We start from the raw sequence: 24,857 nt of genomic DNA on the forward strand, positions 1-24,857 counted from the left end.
TAAGAAGTAGCTTCCTCATTCACTCTTACTCTCATACATGTCCATCAGTTCGCACAAAGCCTGCCAGTAGGTCTTATCCATCTCATCACAGATTTTGACGAACCGTTCGAACTGCTCTTCCGGCATTGAGATATTCAAAGCGCGTAGAGGCCCTTTAGTGCGCGTTCTTCTGCCTCTTGGTGTGTTGTATGAGCGCGTAAAGCCATGCTCACGCGAAATCTCATCTAACTTCTGCTCTTCCATCTTTGAGCCAAAAATCTTGTTCGTCATTTCATGCGCTCCACCAGTTCCTGGCACACTTGTTTGGCGTTCTCGATTGCCTTTGTCTGATCCCCTTCCAGTTCATCCATGAATGAGCGATGGAAGAAGATACCTTTGAAAGCTGCTCGTTCGTTCAGTTGGTTAGTGAACAACGCATATCCCGCATTCCTGATTTCCTGCTCAATGGCTTGTTCAATCTTGGAACGGATGATTGGAGACGTGCGTGTAAAGATGAATGCGTGAGGAATAGGACGCTCAAACGCTTCTTCTTCTGCCTGAATAAGCTGAATCACACGGTTAGCTTGAACAGCATCCGGCATTGAAGGCTGCATAGGGATAAGTACGAAGTCAGCTTTGAGAATGGCGCGTGAGACTAGCAGGTTTGCTGTGCCTTCAAGATCAACAAACACATAATCATACTGTTTGCGGGCATCTGCGATTGTGCGGACGATGTTCTGTTCAGAAACACCACCCTGAACCGTGATGTTTTGGTTTGTGCCTTCATGCCAGTTGAGCAGGGTTTTGTTCGGATCACAGTCCACTAGCAAAACCTTTTTACCCTGTCTGGCTAACACCTGAGCAAGAACCAAAGCAGTAGTGGACTTGGTTGATCCACCTTTAATCTGCGCCATCACTATGACTTTGCACGACATAGCCTATCCGCCTCCAAGTTTAAAGCTACATACTTTATAGCTTAAGTTTTGCTTGAGCACTAGCTGGATGTGGTGTTTGAAGGGAGAAACATTTTGAAAGAAACAAAATGAACTACCAAACAATCACTAATCTGGTTCAATACGGAAACCACTTATTTAATACATATCCAACCTTTTTTCACGCTCTTCTCCCTGTAGGAACAATTCTCACCGCCATACTTGGTATGAAGAACAGTCATAGAATTGAGAAACAGGCCAAGCGTCAAATAGATATCGAAATTAGTAAGTATAAACTTGAGCTTTTCGATAAGAGATTTAAAGTCTGGACTGAATTCCAAAGTATGGTTCTAACCCCTCCCGGACCTGTTTTTAACCCAACATATGAACAACTTGGTTGTACTTTAGAAAAAATAAATGAGAATATGAAATATACGAAAAAAGCTATACTCTTATTTTCTCCCGATAAAAATTTTAATGTTTTGCATGATTTTAATGTAACCTCTGCTACTTTCCATAGAATAATAAGCATTGTTATGGGAATACAACTAACAATGGTAAATGCAAAAAGAGAAATGGAAAAAGCACAAGAAGAACAAACTTCTTATGAAGAAGGATCTATTGGTTATATATCAAAGAAATACATATTCGAACAAAAAGAAAAGGTAATTCAACAAGCATATGAAAATATTTACGAACATAATCAAGCACTTATTCGAATTCCAAGTGAATATAACAAACTTCGATTGAAATGTGAGTTATATATGGAATCTCTACTTTCAGCGCCAAAACAGGCGTTTGAAGAGGACGAGAAGGGCTGGATCGGCACCTCATTGGATTACGTTACCAAAACAGGCCCCATACATGGACGGTTTGTAATCTGGCTAGCGCTAGCTGCTTGCGTTCTCTTTCTGGGTATGTTGATCTGTTCATAGCTGCATCCAGAAATTAACGAACAAGATTAGTGATTTGGCGTATAATCTTCATTAAGCCAACTACATTACATGTAGTTACTTTGTAGTGTTATCTTTCATGAAAAACTGGGAGAATCACACTCCCAGTCATCATTAAAAATGATTAATCTTTTTTCAGTTTTGGGCGTCCCCGTTTGCTTTCGGGTATCTGCTTCACCTGTGGTTCACTGGATTTTTTTACCGTGCTTCCCAGACCAATCTCTTTAGCCAGTGAGGATCGTCTTTCAGAATAAGAAGGACAAACCATTGGGTAGGAATCAGGTAGTTTCCATTTTTTCCGGTAATCCGCTGGCGTCATACCGTAAACTGATAGGAGATGCCTCTTGAGCATCTTCAGTTTTTTACCGTCCTCAAGGCAGACGATATAATCAGGGAAGACAGACCTTTTAGGGTTCACAGCCGGAACAGGGGCTTCTTCTACGACAATTTCTGGAACTGACGGTGTTTGAAGCGTCTCATATACTACCTTAATCAGGGCAGGGAGTTGGTCTGCTTCAATTTCATTATGTGAAAGGTAGGCAGCTACGATGTCTGCTGTAAGTTCACGAGTCATTCTTTAATATTCCAAATTTCTAGTTATTTTTTTCACAAAAAAAAGAAAATACTCTTCTTTATACTCAAAATCCACACAATAGGTCATATGATAAAATGTAAGGTCTATCTAGGTTTTTTTATAAAACTTGTGTGAGTATGATCAGCAATATCCTTTGTTAATGCCGCGGCTACAAAGGGAAGAGTTTGTTCTGGGTGCTGTAAGCAATATTCTTTAGCATAATTTATCATAAACTCGTTTGAAACTAATCTTCCTATATTACTTGGTATATGTTGTTTTGAATTCATATATTCTGCTGTGTTGTACGCCGACCAAAAACCCTCAAAATAGTATTTTACAACTATTTTTATGGTCATAGACTCCATTGGTTCATCAGAAGATATATATTTCGTAATTCGTGAGCATGTCATTTCATCACCTAACACTGTGAAGTTATCATCAGCATGAGCAACTGACCCGAACAACAATGGAAGTGCTAGGAGAAGGGACTTTTTCACGTCATACGCTTTCTTCATGAGCAATTTCTTAGTTCTAACACGCTCTTATGTTCACGATCCCACTCTGAGATCATGCTTAGGTAGTTCTGAACAGGCAAATGTGAGCGCCTATCTTCTATAGAAAGACTCTTAGAATTATGTTCTGTAGCAGAATGCCACTTAGAAAAACCGTTGAGAAACTGCTGTTTTTTACGTTCTAAGCACTCACGGAGTTTTTGAGCGCGTTCTTTAGCAAGCTCAATTGCTTGTGAAAGGTCGATCTTTCGCAATGTGTAGAAGTTTGTTCCTCTTACAACTCGACCTGACCTTGAAGCTGCTCTTCTGATTGTTCTTTCAACTAATCCTAGTTCATACGCTTTATGAAGGGTGCGTATGACAGTTGAAACTGAACAACCTGCTTTGATGGCTATGGTGGTATGTGAGGGGAACAACCCTTTATCACCCTCAAACGAACTTAAGGCTTGAAGAACAATATGTTCTTTGCCGGTAAGTTGCTTTGCTTGTGTGAGTTGCCATAGTTGGCTGGAAAACTTCATAACCAAACTTTCATATGTTTGGCGAAGTTTCCTTCTTTCCACTGAAACAGAATGCTTGAACTGATGTTCGAACAAGACTATATTCAGTTTCGGACCCATTGGAATTGGTAGTTCCTCTGGATCAAGTCCACCTTCGCCGCCAGCGAAGAATTTGAAAGGGGTCAGCCTTGCCGGGCGGCCCCTTTCGCATATTCCAAGCATAATGCTTTGAGAATCAGAACATTACAAGCCTTGTCTAAATTCTCTTTAGAGTCGCTTGAGATTCCTGTATGCGTTCAAGTGTGAGTTCGCGCTCACCTAACCTCCAAGTTAGAGAAAAGCCCCTACGTGATCGGATGAAGCTTGGTCACGCAGGGGCTTTTTTTATTAGGCGAGTTCAAAGTGAAGCTTGATGTCGAGAGCTTTCAGAATTCCTACAAAATTTGAGAGTGTAGGATTTCCGCTTTCACTGAACACCTTTTGAATGGCGCTTCGTGAGATCCCTGTCTCATTCGCGATCTGGGATTTGTTCTTCTCCTTATGTTCAGCAATCATTCCGATTGCTCTCATGATGATGGCGCTATCACCTGTCTTCCAAGCGTCTTCTAAGAATGAATCCACTTCTTTTGGATCATCTAACAGGTAGCTAACATCAACTTCTTTGAGGTTTAGCATTTTGGTTATCCTAGTATTGTAGATTAGTTATCTAGCTTTTAGGCGAACTTATCAGAGCTAAAGGTAAGATTTATTTTTTTAACTGTTTTGATAATATTTTTGCTGTTTTTATGTCTTCCTTCTGTGAAGACTTATCACCAGCACAAAGTAGAATGATTAATTCTGATCCTTCTTGCTTCATGTAGATGCGATACCCTGCTCCAACATGAATTCTGGCTTCTAAGATACCTTCACCACAAGGTTTACAGTCCCCTAAGTTTCCAGCTTGAAATCGAAGCACACGAGTATCAATCGCTTTTCGTGCTCTCTGGTCTTTTATGGAATCAACGAATGAGTAATAGGCGTCAGTGCCTAGCACTCGTATTTTTCTGTTCATAAACACCTTACGCTCTGAATGATCAAACGTGCGTTCCTTCAAACGCATGAAAGATTTAGCAAGGCTTACACTATAGTGCAAGGTTTTTATGTGGCTGCCACATATCACATACAGTTTGCAACCCTTTTTAAAATAATTTTGTATCAAAAACGTGAGTTTTCCGCGCCGTAAGCGGATTTCTACCTCCACGTCAAGCTATTTTTTATTAGTGCCTTAATCTTGACACATTCATATGTCAAATTATAACAATCGAAAGACACAGTAATGACGCTGTTCTTTAAGATAAAATCACCAGAAAGTCGCTTTTTAGCGCCATTCTAAGGAATAATTATACCAAGAAAGGTAAATTTTAATCATGAATACAAAACTAAAAGAATTTTCTACAGAAATTACAGAAATTAATGATGCTAACGAGTTCATCATGTTTCTGAGTTTAAATTCAGCCTACAATATCATGTGTGATTGTGACGGCCTAAGTGCTGACATTCATTATGATGATCAAAACATTAAAATTAATGTTCAGTATGATCCTGATATTCAGCGTCTTTATTCTGAAATTTCAGAAATCAAAAATGAATATGACGCTTCAAAAGCACCACGTACATGGGCTTTTGATTTGGAAAAAGATAATCAGTTTAATTTAAAATAAGAACTTAATTTAGACATGCGTTAGTTCGTAAGTGAATATGCATGTCTTTTTTATGAAGAATTTCAACAACAGAAGGAATTTTAAAAATGGATACTCAAGACAAACTAAAATATATCAAGAAATTAAAAGACCGAGAGTTCTTGGATTGCATCATGGCAGCATTGGATCATGAAAAATTTCCTAAGCATGGTGAAGTTATTGTTAAGTGGGGAAATAATGTAGGAAAAATGTACATTGCATGTACCGAACTGATTGATACAAAATTCGATGTGACATACATCGTTGAGAATTCAGGTTCATTCAAAGTGGTATATGACAAAAATAAAAATGCCATAAAAGTAAAATCAGAGTTAACGTATAAAAAAGAACAAATTTACATTGTAGCAGAACATGCAACGATAAAATTTAGTTTTGTTGGTGGTTCGTTTATCGCACTCGACTTCGTTAACGATTACAAAATAACTGATTGTTCTTGTGCGTCAGTTATTAATGCTTATTTGTTCAGAAATCCATATAAGACTTTTAACAAAGAGACAATGATGATACTAGAACTTTCCGAGTTTTAAACTACTCACATAACTGAAAAATTCATGTTTCTAAATATCCTTAGTTGAAATAATTAAGGATATTAGAAATGATAGAACTACTTAAAATATGTGACGTACACAAACCAACAATGTGTCATATGTGGTATGAATCAACACACTTTGCTGTTCGATATGACACACGAGTTTCCGATTATACAGGAATGATAATAGGAACTCATAACTGTACGTTCATACCAAGCACTTACATAATTGATCATGAATCTTTGTTGCCAACAAAACAAAGAAACGGAGAGTTATGTGATTTCTTATATGAGAACTCTGATGTTTCTAAGTGGACTGAGGAACTCATATTCTACATGGTAATGAAGTTCGAGATTGAAAGAAAATGATATTAAGTACCCACTTTTATAAGACCATCATTGAGATTGAAAGAGAAGATAGTTTAAAACTAGAACAAGACATGACCATCACCGAACATGGTAAGTCGCTAAAGTTCAAAGGTGTATCTGTTTTAACGAGTAAGGTTTTCTATGATGTTGTCGAATATTCTGATGATGTTTACATTTTAACAGATAAGAACTCAATGTTTAAGTTCGAACAAGAAACTTATAGATTCCTGTTCGTAAATTATAAAGGGAATAGTACATGCCACTCAAGCATGAAAGAACCAGACATAATTAAAGTATGTATGTACGGTCAGTTTTTATATGAACATGACATAACAGGTTTTATTTTATCGGTAAGAGAAGAGCTAGAAGACATTTTGCCTGAGTACGTTCAAGATATAACAGAAGAGCATGAAATGTACATTATGATGAAAGAGATAATAAAAAAGCCGTTGAAAAATTAACTTCAACGGCTTTTTTATTATTCAGGGATTGAGAAGTAAGTTTGAGTGTCACCCATCACTTGATCATCAATCATGGGACCTAAGCAGTATATAACGCACATCACGCCGTCTATTTTATCGCGTGAGTTCTTCTGTTCCTTATGTGCGTACAGGTTGTTGTTTTTGTCCTCTGAAACTCGCGTGTTCTGACAGTTCCACTCGAATATCTCATTATCGTAAGATACCCTACATTGTAGAATTAATGATTGTAGTTTCTTTGTAGGGTTAGAAAGCAGATAGCCACGTTCAGCATGAAACACAGGCCAGCCGCTCATATCCAACATTCTAAGAATTTCACTTTCACCAGCACGGTCAATGACGTTCGTTTGTACGTCATATTGTTCATTGATCTGAACAATATGGTCATGGATCACTTGAGGCTCGATGATAGGCCCCTGAATGGCTGTTAGAAGCCCCTTAGAGTGCCATGTAGGGTAACGAGCGTTCTTGTGAGATTGAACGGTCTCTTGTGGCAAGAAGTAGTGCGGAAACACATACAACCTATCCTGATCGAAAAAGCATTGTGTGACACACGCCATATCATCGACCATCGCCATATCGACACCAACATAGCAGGGCAAATGTTTGAACTGCTCAGGTGTTAGAGATTCATCATATCCCGTTCTAAGTCTATGAATATCAAAGAACTTATCTCCACCTGATTGCCATTTGTTCAAATGAAGTGTGAGATATGAAGCGCGTTCTGATGAAGTGGTTTCAGCCTTTCTCATCAGGTCTGTGACATACTCTTGATCAAGCACTGACCAACATGGATTGGCTTTTTTAAGTGTCTCAACGGAGTATTCTGGATCAGAGTCATCCGCCTTCCAGATACAACAGAAGAACCGTTCAGCCTGTTTTGAACCGTTCAGGACGTGCCTAGCAAACTCATTCTGAACATACCCTATGCCAGTGAAGTCAAACCCTGCTGTTGTGATGGCTATGATCAACGACTGATTACGCTTACCAGCACCAGTGACAAGCTTATCGTAGGTAAGTCTGTTCGAAATGGCGTGTAGTTCGTCGATGACAGCGCAATGAATGTTCAAGCCGTCTAGCTTATGCCCGTTAGAAGCAAGCGCCTTGTAGGTGCCTTTGTTCGTTCTTCCATTCTTATTCTTTGAAAAGAGAATGTCGTGTGTTCTCGCATTACATCCTAAGTAACGCATGAACTTTGGTTGTGATTTCAACATCTCCAAAGACTTATCAAACACAACACGCGCTTGTTTTTGTGAGGTGGCTGCTGAGTAAACCTGTGGTCCTGCTTCCCCATCCATTGTGAGCATCCATAGATTAAGAGCACTCGCCATGAACGATTTGCCGTTGCCACGCGGCACTTCAACGTGTGCTTGTCTGAATCTCCTATGCCCTTTTTTGGTTTTCCATCCTAAAATTTGACCGAACACAAACATCTGCCACGGCATCAGAATGAAAGGTGTTCCGCCTAATGGACCTTCTAAGTGATGGAAGTGAGAGCAAAACTTCTGAAATTTGAGCGCAGGTTCCGGATCAAACCAGTAAGGATAAGCAGGATCAGTTAGGGATTTTTGGAGGTCGTCTTTAGCTCTTTGACAAGCTTGATGAACTTCCAAACCAACAGCAATATTACCGGCAAGAACTGCATCCACGTATTCATAAAGTTCAAGAACTCTTGGATCATTCATTTAAATCCCCGAATTCTGAAAAGTCTTCTTCTTGTGCTTGTTCTAACTGATCTCTCTTCAAAAGGTTTAAGTCATAAGGCGTTAATCCAAACCTTCTTGATAGTGAAAGCATTTGCTTTTGAGTTTCGCGTAACTGAGCTACTGCTGGATTTGGTTTTGTTAGTCCGCCAGCTTTGTATGTATAACCTTCTTGTTCGATTAGCTGTTTAAGAATACGGTAGTCTTCTACCAAGTCTTCAAACATTTTTATGAAAGGTTCAAACTGGTCTAAGTCAGTTGTATTTGTGTTTTTTAAAATATGTTCTCGTGTTTCCATTTAGTTCTCCTAAAAATTATTTCAAAGTCACCTCATATAAAAAAATGACTAGGGTGTGCGTTTGCGCTTTGTGCTTGAAAGTTTCTAGGGGTGTACCCCCTGAGCTATTCTGTTAGGGATTTCGTAACATCAGAAATTTTTGCTTCGATCAAAGGCATAGCGTCAGAGAGCGTGCTAGCTTCGTTCAGGATCGACGCACCTATGTTTCCTGCCTGATAGAACCTACCTAATGTTTGTCCTATCTGTGTGAGCACTGGATCAAATCCTGAGATGGATTTCATAATCCCTTCACCTGCTCCCATAACAGAAAGTGCTGTTGAACCTATTCCTTGTAGATCAACTGATCCAAGCACATTGGTAGCTCTTTGAACTAATGAACTGAGTGATCCTGATTGCGAAGTTCCTACGGAATAGGACTTGTTGTTCACGACAACTAAAGAAAGCCTTATTTCACAGACACCTTTTCTCATGGCATCTTCCGATATTCCAAGTCCTAAAACAGCACATGTTTTTAATCCCAAAGATGGATGCATGAACAAACCTGTTTTGCTGTTCATCATCTGTGCTCTTAAGAGATTTCTATCGAAGTAAGTACCTGAGTTGTATGAAACAAATCCTTCAACTTCATAAATCTCCGGTCCACGTCCCATAACTTCAACATAAGGTCCGTACTTTCCATTCACTATATCATGTAGAACAACTTGGTTATTATATCCTTGATCAGTTATTGATCTGACATAGAACTCACACCCATTGAACGACGAAATAATAGACATCGTTAAACTCCTTCCCAAACGTATGAATAATCTGTTTTTATTGTTCCTTTTGTAACTTGAACTGTTATATTCAACTTACTACTTTCATATGAACATGTTACTTCATAATCATCGCACATGTTGTATTTCGTTAAAAACTCAAGTGCTTCTGTACAAAAAGATTGTGCGTATGATTCATACTCTGTCTGTGAGTAGTAAATCAGTTGCCATAATCTAGAACCAATGATGTCTTGTGGATAATCTGATTCACCCCACCATCCTTTTTTAGAGGATTTGGTCCAAGATTCATCTGCGGTTCTATCTGTGAACAACGCACACTGAACTAGTGTTTCAATGTCTTTTGTTTGTTCTAACATTGCTTGTTCGCTGTTAAGAACAAAATCATACTGTTGAGTGTTGTTGTCATATTCAACTAAGAGGTCCATTTAAACCTCCTTTTTCCCAAACTTATCACATACAAAAAGGTTATTAAGTCTTTGAACATGATAATTTTCTGATCTGTTAGACATGGTTTTGTTCAGAAATCTTTGTTGGTTGCTTGGATATGTTATTTTTACTCTTACTTCTTTTCCTTCGTATGTAATTACATATCTTTTTGGTATTGGCTTTTCTGTTGTATCTTCAAGAACCACGTATTGGTTGTATGTGTTGTCATATGTAGAAACTATAGTTTTTGATTTAATCTTCATTTTTGTAAATCTTCATGTGTTTTGTCGCATAGCGCATTAATTTCTTCCCAGTCCTGCTCAGTTGGGGCTTCTTTTGATTTGTAGATTTCTATGATTTTCTCAACGACTTGGATGAGTGTTGGGACGTCTTCCACAACGGCAATCAAGATTTGAATAATTTCTGATGCGTTCATGATATGTTCTCCTTAATTTGAAAGTTCTTGTGCTGAGATGATCTTCTTGGATACGAGAAAATCCTCGAAAACCGTGACGGCGGTTGTTGCTGCCAGTGTTTCAGCGGCTGAGATTGTTGTTCCTGCTTGTGCTGCTGTTCTGATCTTCACAATGTCCGCGTAAGCGATGGCGTCATATGCTTTGATGTTTGAGACTGTTTGTGCGTCAGGTGTTCCAAAATCACCCGCAATGTACTGAGCAGAAGCCTTTTCCAGCACGGCCAGAAGTGATTCACCTGAGATAGCTGCTTTTTGTGCTTGAACTTCTGAACAAGCGCCTTGTGTTACTGTTAATGCTAGGCACATTATGCCAAATGCTATTTTTTTAATCATATTTTATCCTTTATGAAGTTGTACTTGTATTTAATTTGCTTAAACCTTGCTTGGCTTCTGTAAGCGTTGATTGTGCTGATGTAAGTAAGTCACTTGATGGCGTCATACTAGATACATCAATTGAAGCAACACATGACTCCATCTCCTGAATCTTGTTTTCCATTGCTGACGAAATTTCTGTAATGTCTGATGTTACTGAAGTGATTTCAGTCATGACTTGTTCATACGCTGTTACGAATGGCTGTACTGTGCCTGTAACCAATTTTCCTAAGAAGGAAACAATCTCAGCCGGATTAGCACCTGGCATAGTAAGAATGGGTAGGTAAGAAGCTAAACCTTCAAGCATCTTCTCAAGTGCTTTTTCTTGAGCCTGTAAAACTTTCTGAACTTCTTGTTCTATGTTTTTTATGTCTTGACATGATAACGAACTATCAATGTCTTTTTTTATCTGATCTGCCCATTGTGACATTCATTTCTCCTAGTTTATTGATGTTATGATTCCTGCTTGAACTATCACTACTTTACCGTTCTGATCAGAGAATGACCCACTAGCACCAGTAGAAACAAGTAAATTTCCTTGTACATAAACAGAGCCATCTTTAACGGAACATACTTCTGTCCCATTAACGGTTATCCTTACAATGTTGTTTGCTGTTATGTTTATGGATGTTTTATCTTGTAGATAAACACACTGTCCTTGTGTATCATATAACTGAACTTCACCTTCTTTAAGATTTTTAGGATGTGTATTTACATCATGAGTGCCAACAACAAATTTGTTGTTGTTCAACCCATATCCAGAAAGAGTAATAGCTTGCGAGTTAACAGGAGGAACTGACGTAAGGCCCCATGTTCCATAGATCGGCCTATCGTTATGAACTTCCTGTCCCTGAAAAGTGGAAACCTGACAGGTATGAACGTCTCCGCTCGTATTCACAGCGTTTGTGATGGTGCCTGTCTTCACCATGTGCTGAATCCTCTGCGCTAAATCTCTAAACATATGTAGTCCCTATGTAGTTTCTTTATATTTATGATGTATGACCACTTGATATGAAGAACTGAATGTTTGGGTGATGAAATGCGTAGAAGAAAATATCCAGTTTGGCCCGAATAGTATGTCACTTCGTTCCCGAGCTGGTCTTGCTAACTTACTGGTTATGTAAAATAGTGCTATTTTTATCTATATATATAGATTATTATCGCGTTTTTTCGCACTAATATTGATATCGGGCCAAACTCATCAGGAACTGGAGTTAGGCAAAGATTGAAGTGCGGGAGATGAACTGAACAAAACTTGAGGTTCAAATGACAATGCTTCTTTCGGGTACAGTGTAAGGGTACATAATGAACCTTGTTCATTTGAGTATGAGTAGTTCACAGCACATATAACCATCTCTGCCGAGTGAACATTCAGGTATGGAAGATCGACAACACACAGTTCATTCACGTCATAGAACGGTTGATCTTCATCTTTCCAATTCGGCAAAGTGATCTGCACTTGTTTTGATCTGCCCCATTGTCTGTTGGCTTCCCAATTCGCCAATCTTTGAGCAATAGAACCTGTTTCATCCGAAGTGCTGTTGATGATGACTTTTGTTCGCTCTGCTGATCCCCATATTCCTGGCTCTGGATCGTAAGCCTTCATTACTGGCGGTAAGCCAGTTTGAGATTGCGTGGTGAATGGCTGCCAATACACATGATAATCTTTGAACCTGTTAGTCAGGTCAGATGAAAATGATGAGCTTGTAATTTGTGTATCGCTGTTGAATGTCATGGAAACAGAACTTGCTACATCATTAACTATTAAAGCACCGTATCCATTGTCATATAGTAGTTTTCCTTCATATCTCGCATATCTTGATATGACTGAAAAAGCAGTATCACCTAAGTTAAATGGTACAGAACCCCATGCAGTTTTATCTTGTGAAGATGACTTGTTGATAAACCCAACGCCATACATTTCAGTAAAAACCTTACATAAGTCACTTATGCCTTGTATGTTGTTAATGGCTGTACCTGCTATTTCAGGGTTTGGATCACATAAATTTCTTAGTTTTGATCTTCCTGATATGGTAAGTGAATGTGCTTGGTTTCCTGATGCATAAACAGAAAACTGCTCCATATATCCATGAAATATCTGTTTCTTGTTTTTGTAGATCATTATCTCTTGATTATCTTTTATCCCACTTGGAAACTCTGAATTATCAAGAGGCAATGTCATCTGAAATGTCGAAGGAACTTGTTCTATATCTCTTGAAAAAGAAAAAGAACTAAAATTACTAAAAACATTAGATTCTATGACAACATATAAGTTGCCATCGTTCGGAACATAATTCTTCTTTGCTGTAACAGTTGTTGTGTCGCTCATGAATTCAGAACCTCAACAGTTAGAGGCATGAACAAAGGATGGGTTACATCTGAGTTGTTTCTAATAATAATCTCATCAGTTCGAGAGCCATCTTGATATAGTTGTTGAGCAATAGAACATGCTGGCATAGATGATTTTGACGTATATGATGTTAACGTAGGTAATCCATATCCATCAGAAAGAATTATGTTTACAGTTTGAGCTTGTAGTTCTGACAGGTACTCGAACACAGACATATCTGTTTGAAAGTCATATTCAGATTCATATATGTCATTTAGTTGGTCAGCTATATTTCTTGAATCAGTTGATGATTGAAACTCGATATCAGACACAACAGAGCCAATCAGAACAAGCGCATAGAACCTGACTACCGCATAATCTGAGTTTGAATTTGTGACTTGTTTGAGTTCGGAATTGTATCCGTACTGCTCGATGATTTTGATAAGAGCTTGAAGCTTCAAAAGCGGCGCTGTGGAAAATTCCAGCATGTTTTGAAGGGCGGTAAGAACGTCCATTCGATATTTCTCCTTGTTTTTCAGATATTTAGGAGAAATATATTTTTCTAGACATTTGTATAGGAAGTTGCTACAAAAAGGGCCTGTTCATTAGAGAAAGATCACTTATCTGATTCCGTCTCTCTAACCTCTTCTTAGCGCCCTGAGATAGAAGCTCACGGCAGAGATATTATGATGTCCACACCGAACACGCCCGATGTTTCTCAAATCAACCTCCGCTTGGACAGCAAGCTGAAGGAGCAGATTTATGCGACCTTAAAAGAACTTGGAACTACGCCTTCCGAGGCGATAAGGGATTACTTTGAACATGTCGTTGAAGCGAAGAAACTCCCTTTCAAGCGTCAAGTGATTTCTCACGAAGACGCTGAACTTCTAGCAATCGCAAAAGAACGTCTGAGAACATTGAAAGACACAGACGTCATCAAAGGCATAACCCCAGATGAGTTATTTGCTCAACATCCTTCCAATCGCAAGAGATGAATATAAAGAGTTAGAACGTAAAGAAGCTGATCAATTAAGAAAAAAGCTTAATAAAATTCTAGAAAATCCTCATATAAAAGCTAACAAGCTTAGGGGTATGCCTAACTGCTACAAGATTAAACTAAGGGCCGCCGGAATGAGAGGCGTCTATCAGGTTAATGACCAAACAGTCACTGTTCTTCTTGTAGCAGTTGGAAAAAGAGAAGACTCAGAAGCTTACGACAAAGCGAAACAAAGAATCTGACTTAGGGGGCTTAAAGCCCCCTTTTTCATAGTTTGTATATCAGAGTCCATTCAACCCTAGATGTCCAAGTCCATGTACCGGCTGTATTTCCATCAGTTGCATGGCTCTTAATGCTTATTGTCGTACCAGATGCTGATAACGACACGGCGAAATTAGAAACACTCCCAAATGAAGTGTAGGATTGTTCTTCAATACTGGATTGAATCTGAGCATTGCCGCCAGTTTGATATACTGAAAAATCATCAAACCCTTGTTGGCATACATTACCTACAGTGCTTGATTGACCGACTGTAACGCACTTAAGCGCATATATACCATCATATGGTAATGTGAATGTTTGAGTAGCAATGTTGTCTGATCCAGATGCGGAAGTCACATCATTTAGATGAATAGTCCCTGTAGTTGGTGTTGATATACTATTAACTACTAGGTTTCCAGAACCATCTGTTGTAATTTTTCCATTATCTAATGTTGTAGGACCTACATTTAAGGCGCCAGCATAAAGAGTTCCATTAAACTCATATAAGTTACCATACTTCAAATTTGAAAAATGAAACCTACCACCAGTGATCTTGTTACCAAGTCCATCAATGCCATCATTCTCTTGCCAGAAGAGATTAACAGAAGAATTGTTCGTATCGGGTGAATGAGTCATAAACTCGATAGATGATGCGCCTGTTGCGCTTCCAATCCCCGGTGTATTCCAAAGTATTATGTTTCCGTTTGATGTTGTGGTAATTTGCCCTGACTCGAATGAAGCGTTCCCACTTGCTGTTACGTCTCCATTTACCGTCAGAGAATTATTCGTAGTTACAGCACCATCAACTGTTAGAGTTGAAGTTATTGTTGAGGGTGCTACAGCCTCAAACCCCTGTAAAAACATTGGCTGTTGTGAACCGGAGAAAATTGCCTGTCCGGTTAGCATTCCACCTGTGAGTGGAAGATACTCAGAACTATTTGCTGGTGTATATCCGAGAGCAGTTTCGATAGATGAGCTTGTGACAGTGGCGTCTGTTCCTGCGGGTCCAATTGGTCCTTGCGGTCCTGTATCTCCTTGTGGGCCTGTCTCCCCGATTGGCCCTTGAGCGCCAGTATCGCCTTTAGGGCCTGTATCTCCCTTGAGTGAGGCTAGCCATTCTTCTGCTGTCCCAGAATATCCATCACCAACAGCAATCTCATAAGCATTCTTCCCGTCAGAACCTGTCGGCCCTTGTGAGCCTTCTAACCCTTGTGGCCCTTGGATACCTGTTAGCCCCTGAGCACCTTGCGCTCCTTGTGGACCAATCAGAGAACCTATTATGTTCCATTCTGAGCCATCAAACTCATAGAGATCGCCTGTTGCGCTGTTGATAAACAGATTGCCTGTAAGGTCATTCGGTTGAGTTTGTGGGACTGATTTTCCAGTTGAAATCTTTGTTCCTGTTACATCACTTAGTGCGATTCTTATTATTTGTTCTACTGAACCAGTTTGTCTAAATGCATAAACAAGGTCAGTTTGTTGTGATGTGTCTATTAGTGTTTGATATAAGTCCATCTAAAATTACCTCTAAGAAAATTATGTCTTGTTTTCTTATTTAAGTGGCATTAGATGAATATATGTTCGTTAGAACATACTAACTTGGAGAGTTAACATGGCAGCGCGTAAACCTACTTCTTCTCTGTTTGCCAATCTTAAGTTCACAAACAAAGATACAGTTTTTGGAACTGCACCGGGCGCTAAGTCCATCAATCCTGTTGATGTTTTTGTTTCTGCTCTTTCAAAGCAGATTGCGCTTGTTCAGTATTTGATTAAGCCAGAGGGGACTGAGCCTTCTGGGCGCGCATGGTTCAAACAGGATCTACAGGGCGTGCATACAGTGTTCCGTTATGGAACGATGCCTTTTGCTCTTCTTCCGAACCAAAAGGACGATGATGCTGTGACGGTTAGCTCTTATGAAGAGCTTCTTGATCTGTACAACAACATTGAAACTGTCGCTTCTGAAACAGCCTTCAAGAGTAAGATTGAAGCTGCTGCTGTGAAAATGTCTTCTGAACGCAAAGCAAAAGCTGAAAAGAATTCATCGGATACAGCATATCAGGAGCGCAAGGCCGCGGCTAAAGCTCGCAAGCAAGAAAAAGAAGCAAAAAAGGCTCCAGAAGCTTCCGAATAATCTTCAAATAGCCTAACGGAAAAAGGCAGGGAAAATCCCTGCCTTTTTTGTGTTTGAGGTTTTATGAAAATTAGATTTTTAGCTGTTGCTGTAGCTTGCATGGGTATTTCTTCAACTGCGTTTGCTGATGAAATGTGTCCTGTACAAATACCTGATTCTTACACATGCCAATCAATGCTTGATAATTTAAATAAAGTACTTGAAATATGTCATAAAGACATTATTTCTTATCAGATAAAAAATAACTCATTTGATAAAAACTTTACTAATGCGATTCTTGCAAACATACAAAATGAATATGCAGACGCAGTATATAAGAAAAATTGTCCGGAAGAAGCAAAAAAGCTTTATCTGAATGTAATCGACACCTACACAGGGTCAGCATACGAATCTGCCCGTGAACACGCCATGATCGGTATTCAAGACATTCGAGATAGCCAAAAGAAGTAAGAGCTAATCCTTACTTCCCACTTGGAGCCGTTGGAACAGGCGCATCAGCACCATTTACAATTGCTATCAATGTCTTTTGATAATCAATCCAATCTTGTGTAGGCACCTCGCCTAACAAGATGAAGTTGTTATGAACATATGATCTAGCTTCATGGAGTAGAGTTTCTGCTCTATGAACTCGATCAATGGCTTGTTCCATTTTTACAAGTTTACCATCAACAACACCAAAACCTATTGGCTCTCTTTTTTCCCATTCCTCATCAGTTAGAGCATGAAGTTCTTTTTCTAATGGAACATTATTAGTGTGAGATAGAGATTGTATATCATACCATCCAGTTACATGTTTGTTCTCTTTGCAAAAACTTGCATAGTATCTTTTCTTATAATTCATTCATTTCTCCTTATTTTGGCCCAATCGCAACTACAAATATAGTTTGAGAAGTTGATTCATTGGAAGCAACTGTAAATCCTGCTGAGTCTTGAGCAGTAACCCACAAATCCAATCGTACAGTGCTATTCATGTTTATAGATGTAGCATTTCCTGAAAATGCTTGAGGATAGTTTACTCTTGATCCAGATGTAATGGTTGTTGTGAAGGTATTAATCCTATGTCCATAGGCTAAGTTTATTATATTTCCAGAAGAGCCAAAATCAGAGTTGTAGGTTGCTGCGCTTACAAACTGACCATTAGCCCATGATTGAGTAGCTACATTTTGTCCATTCCATTGAAATGATGAAGGGGACAACGATGCAAATGAACTTGATCCAACATACCAGACACAGTTGCCATCATTTTGTAACGACATATGGTATGATGAGTCAGAGTTATATGTAAATTGTTGACCTGTCCCACCTAGTTGACAACCTGTGTTAGTGGTCAGTCCGCCATAAATTGTCGTACTATCTCTAAGAACAAGTGATCCTGAGTTTGACTGTATAACGTTTGCATATAACCAAGAATTGTCACCAACATGAACATCTCCTGAAAATATTCCTGTTCCATTAACAGTTAAACCACCTGAAAGTGTTCCTCCTGTAAGAGGAAGATAATTATTACCAGTCCAACTTTTTACATCTGTCTCTGCATTGTTAACATCATTTGTAGTAGCAACTGATGTCCCTTTATATGTGAGAGTTCCTGTTACGTTACCACCAGATAAAGATAGATAGTTTGATGAAACCCATGACTGGAAAGCAAATGATCCTAGATCAGTAGCATCAACTGTACATTTTAATGTACCACCTGATGTAGCCCAACCAATGTAGATAGAGTTTGTTCCTTGTCCTGTACCACCGCCTTGATGAACGGGTGTGTATCCAAGAGAACCAGCAGCAACATAAGCCTGCATGGATTCATAGTTTACAATCGCTCTTCCATCAGATGATGTACTTGTATCAGGACACAGAGGAACACCTGTGAATGTTGGTGATGCTAATGGTGCATATGTAGTATCTAGAATTGTATAAAGTTGTGTATGATTAGTTGAATCTAAAGTTCCACCATTCTTAGTTATGACGTTCGAAATTTCATCATTTACGTTCTGAAACCAAGTAGTAGTAACTAGTGTTCCTGATTGCCCTGTTGCTGGGTTTGGGTTGCTAAAAGTTTCTGATTGCATTCATTTCTCCGAATTATTTTTAACTATTTAAGTAGTATGCTGTTATGTACGCAGGTAAGATTGGATTTAGATATTCACTTAGATTAGAGGTATTAGAACTTCCTGACTGAGACAGACTTAATATTCCGCCATTGCTCCACAACTGCCCTTTAATCTGTGGATCAGCTTTAGGAATCTGCGGCATGAATATTTTGTCTGCTTGAAAAGCGCACCACGTTCTGCCAATCACGGTTTCTGTTAAGTCCTGCTCATCTCCTAATGAAAGAGCGTTTGAACTCTCTGAAACACAAACAACTCCACCATTGTTCCATAACTGACCATTCAAATCAGGGTCTTGCGTTGGAAGTTCTGGAAAGAATATTTCTGTAAATCCGGTAAAATCTACATATGACTCTGTTGTACTGTATAGTATGTTAGAAGTTAGGGACTGATCTACCACTGATGGTGTGTTGTTTGATTGCGAATAACCTATCGTACCACCATTATTCCAAAGTTGTCCTTGTGTGTTTGGATCGGCTGTAGCCAAAGTAGGAAAACGAATGGCTGTAGGTGTGATTTCTAAATTCGTACCATCATAAGATAATGCATCGCTTAGAGGTGCGTTTGCTGCTGATCCAGAAGAAACAATAGTTATGTCAAACTGATAGGAATAATCATCAGTTGTACCTACTGAATCTCCACAACGGTATATCCCACAGATAATTCCTGAATATTCAATAATATCAATATCGTATCCAAGTTGCTTGGCGTAGTTGATATAGTAAGAACGTGCCAATGACCCTTGTTGTGTAAGTTTTGCTACAACTTTGTTTCTTTGCTCTTGTAATGAGTCAGTTCCAGCTTCTAACCCTACTGTTTCTTGCCATATAGGAAGTAAGTTAGTTGAGGTACTTGGGAAAAGTTCATCTATGAGTTCACACGCATTTGTATCTTGTTCTGAAAATACAGTCGCATATCCTTCAAGTGTTTTGTACTGATATGTACTTGAATCAGTATAGCCTTCCCAAAGCTTTCCTGATGGAAACAACTTTGCTATTTGCTCTACATACTGTTTTTGTGTATAAGGAGTCAGAATTGTCATACTATCTCCTTATGAGCTGTAAGTTACAGTACCAAGCGTAGCAAGGTATCCGAGTGTAGTGGTGATATTCGAAGTAGGAGAGGATAGCGTGAAAGTTTCTGTTCCTACTTGTGCCTGTATAGCTGCCGTTATGGCCGTAACGTAAATTGTTGTTCCTAATGGAGTTGCTTCATTTATGAACAGGTTGTTCAGAGCTGTTTGAATGTTCGTTTGTTGTGTGGTTGTAAGGTTAGTCAAACCTGAAATCTCAACATTCACCTCCTGCTTGATAGGTGAGGAAACAATGGAGATCTCACCAACTGGTGTAGATGAGTACATGCCATTTGCGACGGTCAATTGGTCTCCCGTTGCGTTCTGCCATCTCGTTTCTCCTGTTGCCGCACCGTCCGTTCCTTGTGGAAATCCTCCATAGGAATTTGCTCGATCAAACATCACGTATGTAACCACCTCATTCCCTGCTAACGGCGTAGGGTTAGTCCATGCGTAGTTGGCACCTGATGCTAAAGCCCATTTTTCATGGTCAGAGACAGAACCGCCTGATGGTGTTTCTTGGAAAGCTTCGATTACTCGATTTCGTAGGGCTGTATCATCCTCCATATCGGCTCCACTGGTGATGGAGTTTTGAAGGGTCACAGTGCCATCTATGCCGGCAAAAGAGCTGTTCAAAGTGAGAACAGTCCCAGAAGACGTGTTCGCTGCTGATCCTGCTGTGACTGCCGTAATAAGGACTGACGCGCCAATGTTCGTAGCTGTGTTGGTTGTGAATTGAGTGCCATCAGGACGAGAAAGAATTGTCCCTGCCGGAATGATTTGGGTTGAGCTTGAGCCGGTGAATATGACTGATCCAGTCGCGTATGATGCTGTTTTTCTGGTGATATTTTTTAAAGAACCCCATGCTTCAAGCACCAAATCGGTTGAGGTGAATGGAACTCCTTGTTGTTCAATATAGTTGAGATACCCATATTGTAAGTTTATTGCTCTAGCTAGAACAGTAGCTTGTATGGAAACAACAGACTGAGGAACTAACTTAACTCCGATCTGTGCGTTAAGATTATTAATTAAGTTCGTTCTAATTGTTTGGTATGTTGGTTGTGAATATGCCACTCGTAAAAAAACCTCCGTAAATATCTTTTCGGATATTTAGCGAAGGTTTTTAGGTTTAGTTAGGAAGCTACTATTTCTGTAATATCACTTACTGCGAAATTATAAGTAGCTGTTAATGCTACAGGGTCCATTGTCACCACATCAGTGACAGTACAGTTTGTACCAATCACTTGAATACCGGAACGAGTTAAGAATTGGATTGTGTCTATCACTGAACCTGCTGCTGTTGTTGATGGAGTAACACCTGCTCTCCAACGTACTGTGACGTTAATTCTTGCGATAACTGGTGTGTATGAAAACACATCCATCTCAACGCCTTGTAATGAGATTTGTGGTTCACCTGTATGACCACCTACATTCCAAGTTACATTACCAACAACATTATATTGTATGCCATCCATTGAGAACTGCTCTACACCTTGTGTCTGAATTGCCATATTTTACTTTTCTCCTATATTACTTTGTAAAGTTTATGTTGATATCAATTTGACGTAGTTGTTCGATTAATGTGACTGGCGCATAAACTGAAACTACACCGGCTGATTTTATAGTTACTGTTACTGAATTAGCAAAAGTAGTAGCATCAGTTACCAATCCTGCTTGAACCATGTTCTGATAAAGCGAAATCAAAGTAGCTTTGATTGCTGATGGTGTTGCTATGTTCTGACCAGCAATAACTGTTGATGAATCAGGAGATAGTTTCATTCTGTTTGTGAAGAATTTTGTGTTAACACCAGTTCTAAAAGTTTCTGCTACAAGTGTGACTTGTGGTAGTGTTTCAGTATCTTGATATGTGTTGTCTGATACACCATCGGCATTTGTTTGATATGTGGTTCTTGATCTTTCAAGATACACATCACCTGCTGAATCTTCTTTCGTTGTAGTTAAACCAGCATTGAACAAAGATAGTCTGTCTGGAATGGTGAACGCATTGCCAGAAGCCGCTACATCAAGATTCATAAGCTGAATTGGCAAAGAAGGATCACTAGCCAATGAAGGCGCTATAACCGCCGCTAGTGCTGCTGCTTTAACAACATCGTCATCAACTGAGCCTTCTGAGAAAGCGACAACAGTTGAGTATTCGGAATTAACAGTTGCTCCATACTCAATTAAGTTAGAAACAGTATCAGTTTTAGATGTTATGTGAATGCCATACAGTTCAGAAGCATAGCCATATCTTACGTCGAAATATGTTCCAAAAGCTTTTACAGAGCCGCTTGAGTTAAATGGTGAAGCTATAAGACTGAAGGATGCTTCTGGAATTGAATTCAAACATGCTGTTATGTCCGCTGTTGAATCAGAAGCTGCTGCGATTACATAAACAGGAAGTGTTATATCAACGGCTCTATATCTCGCATACATTCTTGAAATGTCAGAAGCAGTTCCAAACAAGCCATCTACTGTTGATTGTGAATCAGCATAAGTGAGCGTGTTCACTGGGCCAGTGATAGTTGTGGTTGCGATCGGTGAAATATTTGTGCTGCTTGGATCGGACTTTAATGCCTGTGTAGTAGCTACAAAGTTTGTAGTGATTATTGCGCCAGATGAGTTTATGGATGTCACTGTTACGGTTGCGCCTGTGAGAGTGAAAACGTCACCAACATGATAGCCCGAACCTTGTGCGTTAACTTCCACACCTGAAACAGCATAAGAGTTCAGTGTATTTGAAGTTATATCGAAGGTTGCTCCTGTACCTGATCCGCCTGTTCCTGAAACACCAGTAGCCGCCATGTTTGACACAAGCGCCTCTGTTGAAAGAGATGATGTAAATGTTGAAATAGCACCAGAAGTATCGACTTTAGTAACTGTTAATGTGCCTACGTTGTTCAGATTTATAATGTCATTCACAGCATAGCCTGTGCCTGATGCGTTAATCGCTACTGTTTTTGGTGTGTATGTAGTTGTGCTTTGCGAGGTAATGTCAAAAGTGACGCCAGACCCTTGTGTTAAGGATGTTGAGGCAGCCATCAAGATAACAGTACCAGCATTAGAAGTTGCTGAACCTGTACCTTGAATTGTCACGAATGTACCAGGTATTGTAAATGAACTTGGAATACTTGTCATATCGTTCTTTTTTCTCCTATAATTTTAAAAAAGATTTTTTGTATTTAGTTTATGTCTTGTTGTAGTTCATACACTTCATTCGAATCTTTGAAGTATTTACTGTCTACATCTATCTCTTGTAATGATTCGTATTGAGGTATGAAGCCGTCTTGTTCTGTTAATTGTTGTTCAAGTTCAAACCTTGCTTCGTAAACAATCCTAGAACCTGTCATTGTCATGTATTGAGAACCTAGATAACTCATTGGCATGACTGATATATCATTAGGAACCCAGTTCATAAGACATGACTTCAAATCGTTAGTACAAGTAGTCCATGATATGTTCATTCCTGTTGAACCTGTTAAGTCTTCTTGTTCTGATAAAACTATGAAAACTGAAATTTCTAATTCTTCTATGGACATATATCCATTTAATGATTCATTTTCTGTTGTATTTGAAGATTTGAAGCAAACAAAACATGCTGGCATTTGTGGTTCATATGTTATCGCTTCATCTAGTATTCTTTGTAGTTCAGCTACGAAACCAACTGTTTTGAATACCTTTGTATATTTTTTAATCTGATTAACAATGTCTAAAGGTGTTATCATTCAGTTCTCCTTATTTTGTTGTGATGCCTTCCATAACTGCTTTAGTTAATCTTGCTGTTATCTCATCGCGCATTTCATCAATCACTTTAGACATGAATGGTCTTTCTAGGATTGTTCCGCTCTTGCTCTTGCCTGTGCCTTTCGCTCCCACTTCCAAGAATTTTGAGTAATAAGCGCCATCAGTGATCGTCACTTTGTTCCCCTTCACTTTGTAAGTGATAGAGTTGGCTAGAAGCCCGTCTATGAGGGCTGGCGCTTGTCCGGGTGCTGACGCTGTATGAGAACCTCGACGCTCTCCAGAGGGCTGAGATTGCTTTAGAAGAGCGATTGTCTTCTGCTTGATCTCTTTCGCTATCAAACGGAGTTCACGTTTGAAGGGCTTCTTGTTTAGTTTCAGCATGAACTCATCTAATTCAATCTTCATCCGTTGCTCCTGCCGTCACTTGTGTCGTGTCAGTAGTAACAACATTTCCGACTGAACCTGTTTGACCTGCTGTGACGATTGCGCCTGTGTTCTGCGGAGTTTGAATTGATGTTTTCTCAAGTGTTAGATGTGAAATTATGTATCTGTTTTCTTGTCCAACCAACTGAATATCATTAACTTTGAATTGTTCCGTGTATGTTGTTTCGTAGTCGCTTGATAAGCATAATCTTGTTACGGATGTGAATGAAGATATATCCGTTCTAAATCTTGTATAAAGAATATGAGTTGATTTTCTTATATCTTCGTTTCCTGCGTTTATGAGCGTTGTAGGGTTCAGTGGATTCAAAGAACCGTACTCTTGCCTTGGATTAAGAAGTTGTTCTGTCATACCACCAGAGCCATTCAGTTTTGGAACTGATTGTGTATCCCAGAAAGTGATGATTGTTTTGTAGTCGTCAGTCCTGTTGTTCATCGTGAACCACCAAAACCAATTCTACGGTAATTAGAAAGCAAGAACTCAACACCATCATCAATCAGTGATCCGGTTTCTGATCTTCCATCAAACAGTTTCTTTGTGATTATTTTGATAGCTAGTTTGATTGCTTCTGGTTCTGATCCACTCGGAGAAATACCTCCTGTATAATCAATGACCATATGGTCATAATTATTGAAGTAGTCACTGAACACACTGTTATATGAGAATGTAAGACGTGCTGGATCAGTTGTTAGATCAACCGCATAATCAGTTCCAAGTGTTAGATTAACATCGTCTTTGCCCCATATTCCCAGCGTACAAGATTCAATGGAGGTTGCTGCCGTTGGGAACTGTACCCACTGACCAGAGATCGCATTGAGATTGACGCTGACCATTGCTCTCGCTGAAAGCCATGAACGAAAGAACTCATCTGTTTTCTCTGATTCACCTCGCGCAGCCACCCATCTGATTGATCTTTGTGTGATGAAGTCACCTAAGTAGGTTTCAACTGCGTCTTGTGCTGCCAAAGCCAAGCCAGTGAGAAGCCCTAACTGATTAGGATCAAGACACGCACAAAACTCAATAAGTTCCTGATTAGTGACAATAGGTTGTGTGTATGATGAGGATGAAACTCTATTAAGCATCTTTAGTCACTACCTCACTTGAATCTTTATCTTGTGAGATAATTTTCGCATATCCATCTATGACAAGTTTCTGTT

Annotated in this window: 36 protein-coding genes; 8 read left to right on the top strand and 28 right to left on the bottom strand. The window is 39.3% G+C overall.

The annotated features are described in order from the left end of the window. Positions 1-15: 15 nt before the first annotated feature. Together M2305_RS15990 and M2305_RS15995 are read right to left on the bottom strand one after the other, a co-directional pair. Positions 16-270: a hypothetical protein gene (locus tag M2305_RS15990; protein WP_211514777.1), complete on the bottom strand. Its 255-nt coding sequence runs from the start codon at positions 268-270 to the stop codon at positions 16-18. Beyond that, the gene (locus tag M2305_RS15995; protein ID WP_211514778.1) at positions 267-914 is read right to left on the bottom strand and encodes a ParA family protein; all 648 of its coding nucleotides are present in this window, start codon (positions 912-914) and stop codon (positions 267-269) included. Before M2305_RS15995 ends, M2305_RS15990 begins: the two co-directional genes overlap by 4 nt. Positions 915-1,021: 107 nt before the next feature. On the opposite strand from M2305_RS15995, the gene M2305_RS16000 reads away from it, so the two are divergent. Beyond that, positions 1,022-1,846 (top strand): hypothetical protein, encoded by an 825-nt coding sequence (locus M2305_RS16000; RefSeq protein WP_264650033.1) that lies wholly within the window; start codon positions 1,022-1,024, stop codon positions 1,844-1,846. Positions 1,847-1,988: 142 nt separating this feature from the next. On the opposite strand, the gene M2305_RS16005 is transcribed toward M2305_RS16000, so the two are convergent. From M2305_RS16005 to M2305_RS16325, 5 genes are all read right to left on the bottom strand, one after another. Further along, the gene (locus tag M2305_RS16005) at positions 1,989-2,438 is read right to left on the bottom strand and encodes a MucR family transcriptional regulator (protein WP_264650034.1); all 450 of its coding nucleotides are present in this window, start codon (positions 2,436-2,438) and stop codon (positions 1,989-1,991) included. Positions 2,439-2,542: 104 nt separating this feature from the next. Beyond that, entirely contained in the window at positions 2,543-2,953 is a 411-nt protein-coding gene (locus tag M2305_RS16010) for a hypothetical protein (RefSeq protein ID WP_264650035.1), read from the bottom strand. Next, positions 2,950-3,570 (bottom strand): helix-turn-helix domain-containing protein, encoded by a 621-nt coding sequence (locus M2305_RS16015; RefSeq protein ID WP_264650036.1) that lies wholly within the window; start codon positions 3,568-3,570, stop codon positions 2,950-2,952. Before M2305_RS16015 ends, M2305_RS16010 begins: the two co-directional genes overlap by 4 nt. 267 nt (positions 3,571-3,837) lie before the next feature. Further along, complete coding sequence (locus M2305_RS16020; protein ID WP_211514783.1) at positions 3,838-4,125, bottom strand: addiction module antidote protein; 288 nt, start codon at positions 4,123-4,125, stop codon at positions 3,838-3,840. Positions 4,126-4,195: 70 nt separating this feature from the next. Next, entirely contained in the window at positions 4,196-4,690 is a 495-nt protein-coding gene (locus M2305_RS16325; protein WP_264650037.1) for a type II toxin-antitoxin system RelE/ParE family toxin, read from the bottom strand. Between the two features lie 166 nt (positions 4,691-4,856). Here M2305_RS16325 and M2305_RS16030 point away from each other — a divergent pair, with 166 nt between their 5' ends. From M2305_RS16030 to M2305_RS16040, 3 genes are all read left to right on the top strand, one after another. Beyond that, entirely contained in the window at positions 4,857-5,150 is a 294-nt protein-coding gene (locus M2305_RS16030; RefSeq protein WP_264650038.1) for a hypothetical protein, read from the top strand. 86 nt (positions 5,151-5,236) lie between these two features. After that, complete coding sequence (locus tag M2305_RS16035) at positions 5,237-5,716, top strand: hypothetical protein (RefSeq protein WP_264650039.1); 480 nt, start codon at positions 5,237-5,239, stop codon at positions 5,714-5,716. Between the two features lie 367 nt (positions 5,717-6,083). After that, positions 6,084-6,548 (top strand): hypothetical protein, encoded by a 465-nt coding sequence (locus M2305_RS16040; protein ID WP_264650040.1) that lies wholly within the window; start codon positions 6,084-6,086, stop codon positions 6,546-6,548. Between the two features lie 17 nt (positions 6,549-6,565). Here M2305_RS16040 and M2305_RS16045 read toward each other — a convergent pair whose 3' ends face one another. The 10 genes from M2305_RS16045 to M2305_RS16090 form a co-directional block, all read right to left on the bottom strand. Then, positions 6,566-8,251, bottom strand: coding sequence for a terminase large subunit (locus M2305_RS16045; protein WP_264650041.1), 1,686 nt, complete (start codon positions 8,249-8,251; stop codon positions 6,566-6,568). Next, complete coding sequence (locus tag M2305_RS16050) at positions 8,244-8,567, bottom strand: P27 family phage terminase small subunit (protein WP_264650042.1); 324 nt, start codon at positions 8,565-8,567, stop codon at positions 8,244-8,246. The genes M2305_RS16045 and M2305_RS16050 overlap by 8 nt, the downstream gene beginning before the upstream one ends. A 104-nt stretch (positions 8,568-8,671) precedes the next feature. Continuing rightward, a complete protein-coding gene (locus M2305_RS16055; RefSeq protein WP_211514955.1) occupies positions 8,672-9,343 on the bottom strand; it encodes a DNA circularization N-terminal domain-containing protein in 672 nt (223 codons plus the stop codon). 2 nt (positions 9,344-9,345) lie between these two features. Continuing rightward, the gene (locus M2305_RS16060; RefSeq protein ID WP_211514956.1) at positions 9,346-9,768 is read right to left on the bottom strand and encodes a phage GP46 family protein; all 423 of its coding nucleotides are present in this window, start codon (positions 9,766-9,768) and stop codon (positions 9,346-9,348) included. Positions 9,769-10,028: 260 nt separating this feature from the next. Continuing rightward, entirely contained in the window at positions 10,029-10,205 is a 177-nt protein-coding gene (locus M2305_RS16065) for a hypothetical protein (RefSeq protein ID WP_211514957.1), read from the bottom strand. 12 nt (positions 10,206-10,217) lie between these two features. Continuing rightward, the gene (locus tag M2305_RS16070; protein WP_264650043.1) at positions 10,218-10,577 is read right to left on the bottom strand and encodes a hypothetical protein; all 360 of its coding nucleotides are present in this window, start codon (positions 10,575-10,577) and stop codon (positions 10,218-10,220) included. A 10-nt stretch (positions 10,578-10,587) separates the two neighbouring features. Further along, positions 10,588-11,046 (bottom strand): hypothetical protein, encoded by a 459-nt coding sequence (locus tag M2305_RS16075; protein WP_264650044.1) that lies wholly within the window; start codon positions 11,044-11,046, stop codon positions 10,588-10,590. Positions 11,047-11,055: 9 nt separating this feature from the next. Beyond that, entirely contained in the window at positions 11,056-11,544 is a 489-nt protein-coding gene (locus tag M2305_RS16080) for a phage baseplate assembly protein domain-containing protein (protein ID WP_264650045.1), read from the bottom strand. A gap of 273 nt (positions 11,545-11,817) precedes the next feature. Further along, positions 11,818-12,945: a phage baseplate assembly protein gene (locus M2305_RS16085; protein WP_264650046.1), complete on the bottom strand. Its 1,128-nt coding sequence runs from the start codon at positions 12,943-12,945 to the stop codon at positions 11,818-11,820. Beyond that, positions 12,942-13,460, bottom strand: a complete 519-nt coding sequence (locus M2305_RS16090; RefSeq protein WP_211514940.1) for a hypothetical protein — start codon at positions 13,458-13,460, stop codon at positions 12,942-12,944. The genes M2305_RS16085 and M2305_RS16090 overlap by 4 nt, the downstream gene beginning before the upstream one ends. Before the next feature lie 171 nt (positions 13,461-13,631). Between M2305_RS16090 and M2305_RS16095 the strand changes: the two genes are divergently transcribed. Continuing rightward, positions 13,632-13,940 (top strand): type II toxin-antitoxin system RelB/DinJ family antitoxin, encoded by a 309-nt coding sequence (locus M2305_RS16095; RefSeq protein WP_264650047.1) that lies wholly within the window; start codon positions 13,632-13,634, stop codon positions 13,938-13,940. After that, positions 13,900-14,184: a type II toxin-antitoxin system RelE family toxin gene (locus M2305_RS16100; protein WP_264650048.1), complete on the top strand. Its 285-nt coding sequence runs from the start codon at positions 13,900-13,902 to the stop codon at positions 14,182-14,184. The genes M2305_RS16095 and M2305_RS16100 overlap by 41 nt, the downstream gene beginning before the upstream one ends. Positions 14,185-14,209: 25 nt before the next feature. Here M2305_RS16100 and M2305_RS16105 read toward each other — a convergent pair whose 3' ends face one another. Then, positions 14,210-15,718 (bottom strand): collagen-like protein, encoded by a 1,509-nt coding sequence (locus tag M2305_RS16105; protein ID WP_264650049.1) that lies wholly within the window; start codon positions 15,716-15,718, stop codon positions 14,210-14,212. A 97-nt stretch (positions 15,719-15,815) separates the two neighbouring features. On the opposite strand from M2305_RS16105, the gene M2305_RS16110 reads away from it, so the two are divergent. Together M2305_RS16110 and M2305_RS16115 are read left to right on the top strand one after the other, a co-directional pair. Then, positions 15,816-16,334 (top strand): hypothetical protein, encoded by a 519-nt coding sequence (locus tag M2305_RS16110; RefSeq protein WP_211514871.1) that lies wholly within the window; start codon positions 15,816-15,818, stop codon positions 16,332-16,334. Between the two features lie 63 nt (positions 16,335-16,397). After that, a complete protein-coding gene (locus tag M2305_RS16115) occupies positions 16,398-16,784 on the top strand; it encodes a hypothetical protein (protein WP_264650050.1) in 387 nt (128 codons plus the stop codon). Between the two features lie 10 nt (positions 16,785-16,794). Here M2305_RS16115 and M2305_RS16120 read toward each other — a convergent pair whose 3' ends face one another. The 10 genes from M2305_RS16120 to M2305_RS16165 are packed head-to-tail and all read right to left on the bottom strand — an operon-like array spanning position 16,795 to position 24,782. Continuing rightward, positions 16,795-17,175: a hypothetical protein gene (locus M2305_RS16120; protein ID WP_211514869.1), complete on the bottom strand. Its 381-nt coding sequence runs from the start codon at positions 17,173-17,175 to the stop codon at positions 16,795-16,797. A 10-nt stretch (positions 17,176-17,185) separates the two neighbouring features. Beyond that, a complete protein-coding gene (locus M2305_RS16125) occupies positions 17,186-18,403 on the bottom strand; it encodes a hypothetical protein (protein ID WP_211514868.1) in 1,218 nt (405 codons plus the stop codon). Positions 18,404-18,422: 19 nt separating this feature from the next. Next, complete coding sequence (locus tag M2305_RS16130; RefSeq protein WP_211514867.1) at positions 18,423-19,484, bottom strand: putative phage tail protein; 1,062 nt, start codon at positions 19,482-19,484, stop codon at positions 18,423-18,425. Between the two features lie 9 nt (positions 19,485-19,493). Beyond that, positions 19,494-20,588, bottom strand: coding sequence for a baseplate J/gp47 family protein (locus M2305_RS16135; RefSeq protein WP_211514866.1), 1,095 nt, complete (start codon positions 20,586-20,588; stop codon positions 19,494-19,496). Positions 20,589-20,647: 59 nt separating this feature from the next. Then, on the bottom strand, positions 20,648-21,025 hold the full coding sequence (locus tag M2305_RS16140; RefSeq protein ID WP_211514865.1) for a phage tail tube protein: 378 nt from the start codon (positions 21,023-21,025) through the stop codon (positions 20,648-20,650). 19 nt (positions 21,026-21,044) lie between these two features. After that, positions 21,045-22,652, bottom strand: a complete 1,608-nt coding sequence (locus M2305_RS16145) for a hypothetical protein (protein WP_264650051.1) — start codon at positions 22,650-22,652, stop codon at positions 21,045-21,047. A gap of 44 nt (positions 22,653-22,696) precedes the next feature. After that, positions 22,697-23,239: a phage tail terminator protein gene (locus tag M2305_RS16150; protein WP_264650052.1), complete on the bottom strand. Its 543-nt coding sequence runs from the start codon at positions 23,237-23,239 to the stop codon at positions 22,697-22,699. Positions 23,240-23,249: 10 nt separating this feature from the next. Further along, positions 23,250-23,663: a hypothetical protein gene (locus tag M2305_RS16155; protein WP_264650053.1), complete on the bottom strand. Its 414-nt coding sequence runs from the start codon at positions 23,661-23,663 to the stop codon at positions 23,250-23,252. Beyond that, positions 23,653-24,135, bottom strand: a complete 483-nt coding sequence (locus M2305_RS16160; RefSeq protein ID WP_211514982.1) for a hypothetical protein — start codon at positions 24,133-24,135, stop codon at positions 23,653-23,655. The genes M2305_RS16155 and M2305_RS16160 overlap by 11 nt, the downstream gene beginning before the upstream one ends. Continuing rightward, complete coding sequence (locus M2305_RS16165; RefSeq protein ID WP_264650054.1) at positions 24,132-24,782, bottom strand: hypothetical protein; 651 nt, start codon at positions 24,780-24,782, stop codon at positions 24,132-24,134. Before M2305_RS16165 ends, M2305_RS16160 begins: the two co-directional genes overlap by 4 nt. Positions 24,783-24,857 lie beyond the last annotated feature (75 nt).

This window comes from Gluconobacter cerinus, assembly GCF_025961355.1.
Classification (GTDB): Bacteria; Pseudomonadota; Alphaproteobacteria; order Acetobacterales; family Acetobacteraceae; genus Gluconobacter; species Gluconobacter cerinus.

What these genes read in the sequence shown, in the direction of transcription:
- M2305_RS15990 (WP_211514777.1), bottom strand. Translation starts at nt 270, where the DNA reads ATGACGAACAAGATTTTTGGCTCAAAGATGGAAGAGCAGAAGTTAGAT.
- M2305_RS15995 (WP_211514778.1), bottom strand. Translation starts at nt 914, where the DNA reads ATGTCGTGCAAAGTCATAGTGATGGCGCAGATTAAAGGTGGATCAACC.
- M2305_RS16000 (WP_264650033.1), top strand. Translation starts at nt 1,022, where the DNA reads ATGAACTACCAAACAATCACTAATCTGGTTCAATACGGAAACCACTTA.
- M2305_RS16005 (WP_264650034.1), bottom strand. Translation starts at nt 2,438, where the DNA reads ATGACTCGTGAACTTACAGCAGACATCGTAGCTGCCTACCTTTCACAT.
- M2305_RS16010 (WP_264650035.1), bottom strand. Translation starts at nt 2,953, where the DNA reads ATGAAGAAAGCGTATGACGTGAAAAAGTCCCTTCTCCTAGCACTTCCA.
- M2305_RS16015 (WP_264650036.1), bottom strand. Translation starts at nt 3,570, where the DNA reads ATGGGTCCGAAACTGAATATAGTCTTGTTCGAACATCAGTTCAAGCAT.
- M2305_RS16020 (WP_211514783.1), bottom strand. Translation starts at nt 4,125, where the DNA reads ATGCTAAACCTCAAAGAAGTTGATGTTAGCTACCTGTTAGATGATCCA.
- M2305_RS16030 (WP_264650038.1), top strand. Translation starts at nt 4,857, where the DNA reads ATGAATACAAAACTAAAAGAATTTTCTACAGAAATTACAGAAATTAAT.
- M2305_RS16035 (WP_264650039.1), top strand. Translation starts at nt 5,237, where the DNA reads ATGGATACTCAAGACAAACTAAAATATATCAAGAAATTAAAAGACCGA.
- M2305_RS16040 (WP_264650040.1), top strand. Translation starts at nt 6,084, where the DNA reads ATGATATTAAGTACCCACTTTTATAAGACCATCATTGAGATTGAAAGA.
- M2305_RS16045 (WP_264650041.1), bottom strand. Translation starts at nt 8,251, where the DNA reads ATGAATGATCCAAGAGTTCTTGAACTTTATGAATACGTGGATGCAGTT.
- M2305_RS16050 (WP_264650042.1), bottom strand. Translation starts at nt 8,567, where the DNA reads ATGGAAACACGAGAACATATTTTAAAAAACACAAATACAACTGACTTA.
- M2305_RS16055 (WP_211514955.1), bottom strand. Translation starts at nt 9,343, where the DNA reads ATGTCTATTATTTCGTCGTTCAATGGGTGTGAGTTCTATGTCAGATCA.
- M2305_RS16060 (WP_211514956.1), bottom strand. Translation starts at nt 9,768, where the DNA reads ATGGACCTCTTAGTTGAATATGACAACAACACTCAACAGTATGATTTT.
- M2305_RS16065 (WP_211514957.1), bottom strand. Translation starts at nt 10,205, where the DNA reads ATGAACGCATCAGAAATTATTCAAATCTTGATTGCCGTTGTGGAAGAC.
- M2305_RS16070 (WP_264650043.1), bottom strand. Translation starts at nt 10,577, where the DNA reads ATGATTAAAAAAATAGCATTTGGCATAATGTGCCTAGCATTAACAGTA.
- M2305_RS16075 (WP_264650044.1), bottom strand. Translation starts at nt 11,046, where the DNA reads ATGTCACAATGGGCAGATCAGATAAAAAAAGACATTGATAGTTCGTTA.
- M2305_RS16080 (WP_264650045.1), bottom strand. Translation starts at nt 11,544, where the DNA reads ATGGTGAAGACAGGCACCATCACAAACGCTGTGAATACGAGCGGAGAC.
- M2305_RS16085 (WP_264650046.1), bottom strand. Translation starts at nt 12,945, where the DNA reads ATGAGCGACACAACAACTGTTACAGCAAAGAAGAATTATGTTCCGAAC.
- M2305_RS16090 (WP_211514940.1), bottom strand. Translation starts at nt 13,460, where the DNA reads ATGGACGTTCTTACCGCCCTTCAAAACATGCTGGAATTTTCCACAGCG.
- M2305_RS16095 (WP_264650047.1), top strand. Translation starts at nt 13,632, where the DNA reads ATGATGTCCACACCGAACACGCCCGATGTTTCTCAAATCAACCTCCGC.
- M2305_RS16100 (WP_264650048.1), top strand. Translation starts at nt 13,900, where the DNA reads ATGAGTTATTTGCTCAACATCCTTCCAATCGCAAGAGATGAATATAAA.
- M2305_RS16105 (WP_264650049.1), bottom strand. Translation starts at nt 15,718, where the DNA reads ATGGACTTATATCAAACACTAATAGACACATCACAACAAACTGACCTT.
- M2305_RS16110 (WP_211514871.1), top strand. Translation starts at nt 15,816, where the DNA reads ATGGCAGCGCGTAAACCTACTTCTTCTCTGTTTGCCAATCTTAAGTTC.
- M2305_RS16115 (WP_264650050.1), top strand. Translation starts at nt 16,398, where the DNA reads ATGAAAATTAGATTTTTAGCTGTTGCTGTAGCTTGCATGGGTATTTCT.
- M2305_RS16120 (WP_211514869.1), bottom strand. Translation starts at nt 17,175, where the DNA reads ATGAATTATAAGAAAAGATACTATGCAAGTTTTTGCAAAGAGAACAAA.
- M2305_RS16125 (WP_211514868.1), bottom strand. Translation starts at nt 18,403, where the DNA reads ATGCAATCAGAAACTTTTAGCAACCCAAACCCAGCAACAGGGCAATCA.
- M2305_RS16130 (WP_211514867.1), bottom strand. Translation starts at nt 19,484, where the DNA reads ATGACAATTCTGACTCCTTATACACAAAAACAGTATGTAGAGCAAATA.
- M2305_RS16140 (WP_211514865.1), bottom strand. Translation starts at nt 21,025, where the DNA reads ATGGCAATTCAGACACAAGGTGTAGAGCAGTTCTCAATGGATGGCATA.
- M2305_RS16145 (WP_264650051.1), bottom strand. Translation starts at nt 22,652, where the DNA reads ATGACAAGTATTCCAAGTTCATTTACAATACCTGGTACATTCGTGACA.
- M2305_RS16150 (WP_264650052.1), bottom strand. Translation starts at nt 23,239, where the DNA reads ATGATAACACCTTTAGACATTGTTAATCAGATTAAAAAATATACAAAG.
- M2305_RS16155 (WP_264650053.1), bottom strand. Translation starts at nt 23,663, where the DNA reads ATGAAGATTGAATTAGATGAGTTCATGCTGAAACTAAACAAGAAGCCC.
- M2305_RS16160 (WP_211514982.1), bottom strand. Translation starts at nt 24,135, where the DNA reads ATGAACAACAGGACTGACGACTACAAAACAATCATCACTTTCTGGGAT.
- M2305_RS16165 (WP_264650054.1), bottom strand. Translation starts at nt 24,782, where the DNA reads ATGCTTAATAGAGTTTCATCCTCATCATACACACAACCTATTGTCACT.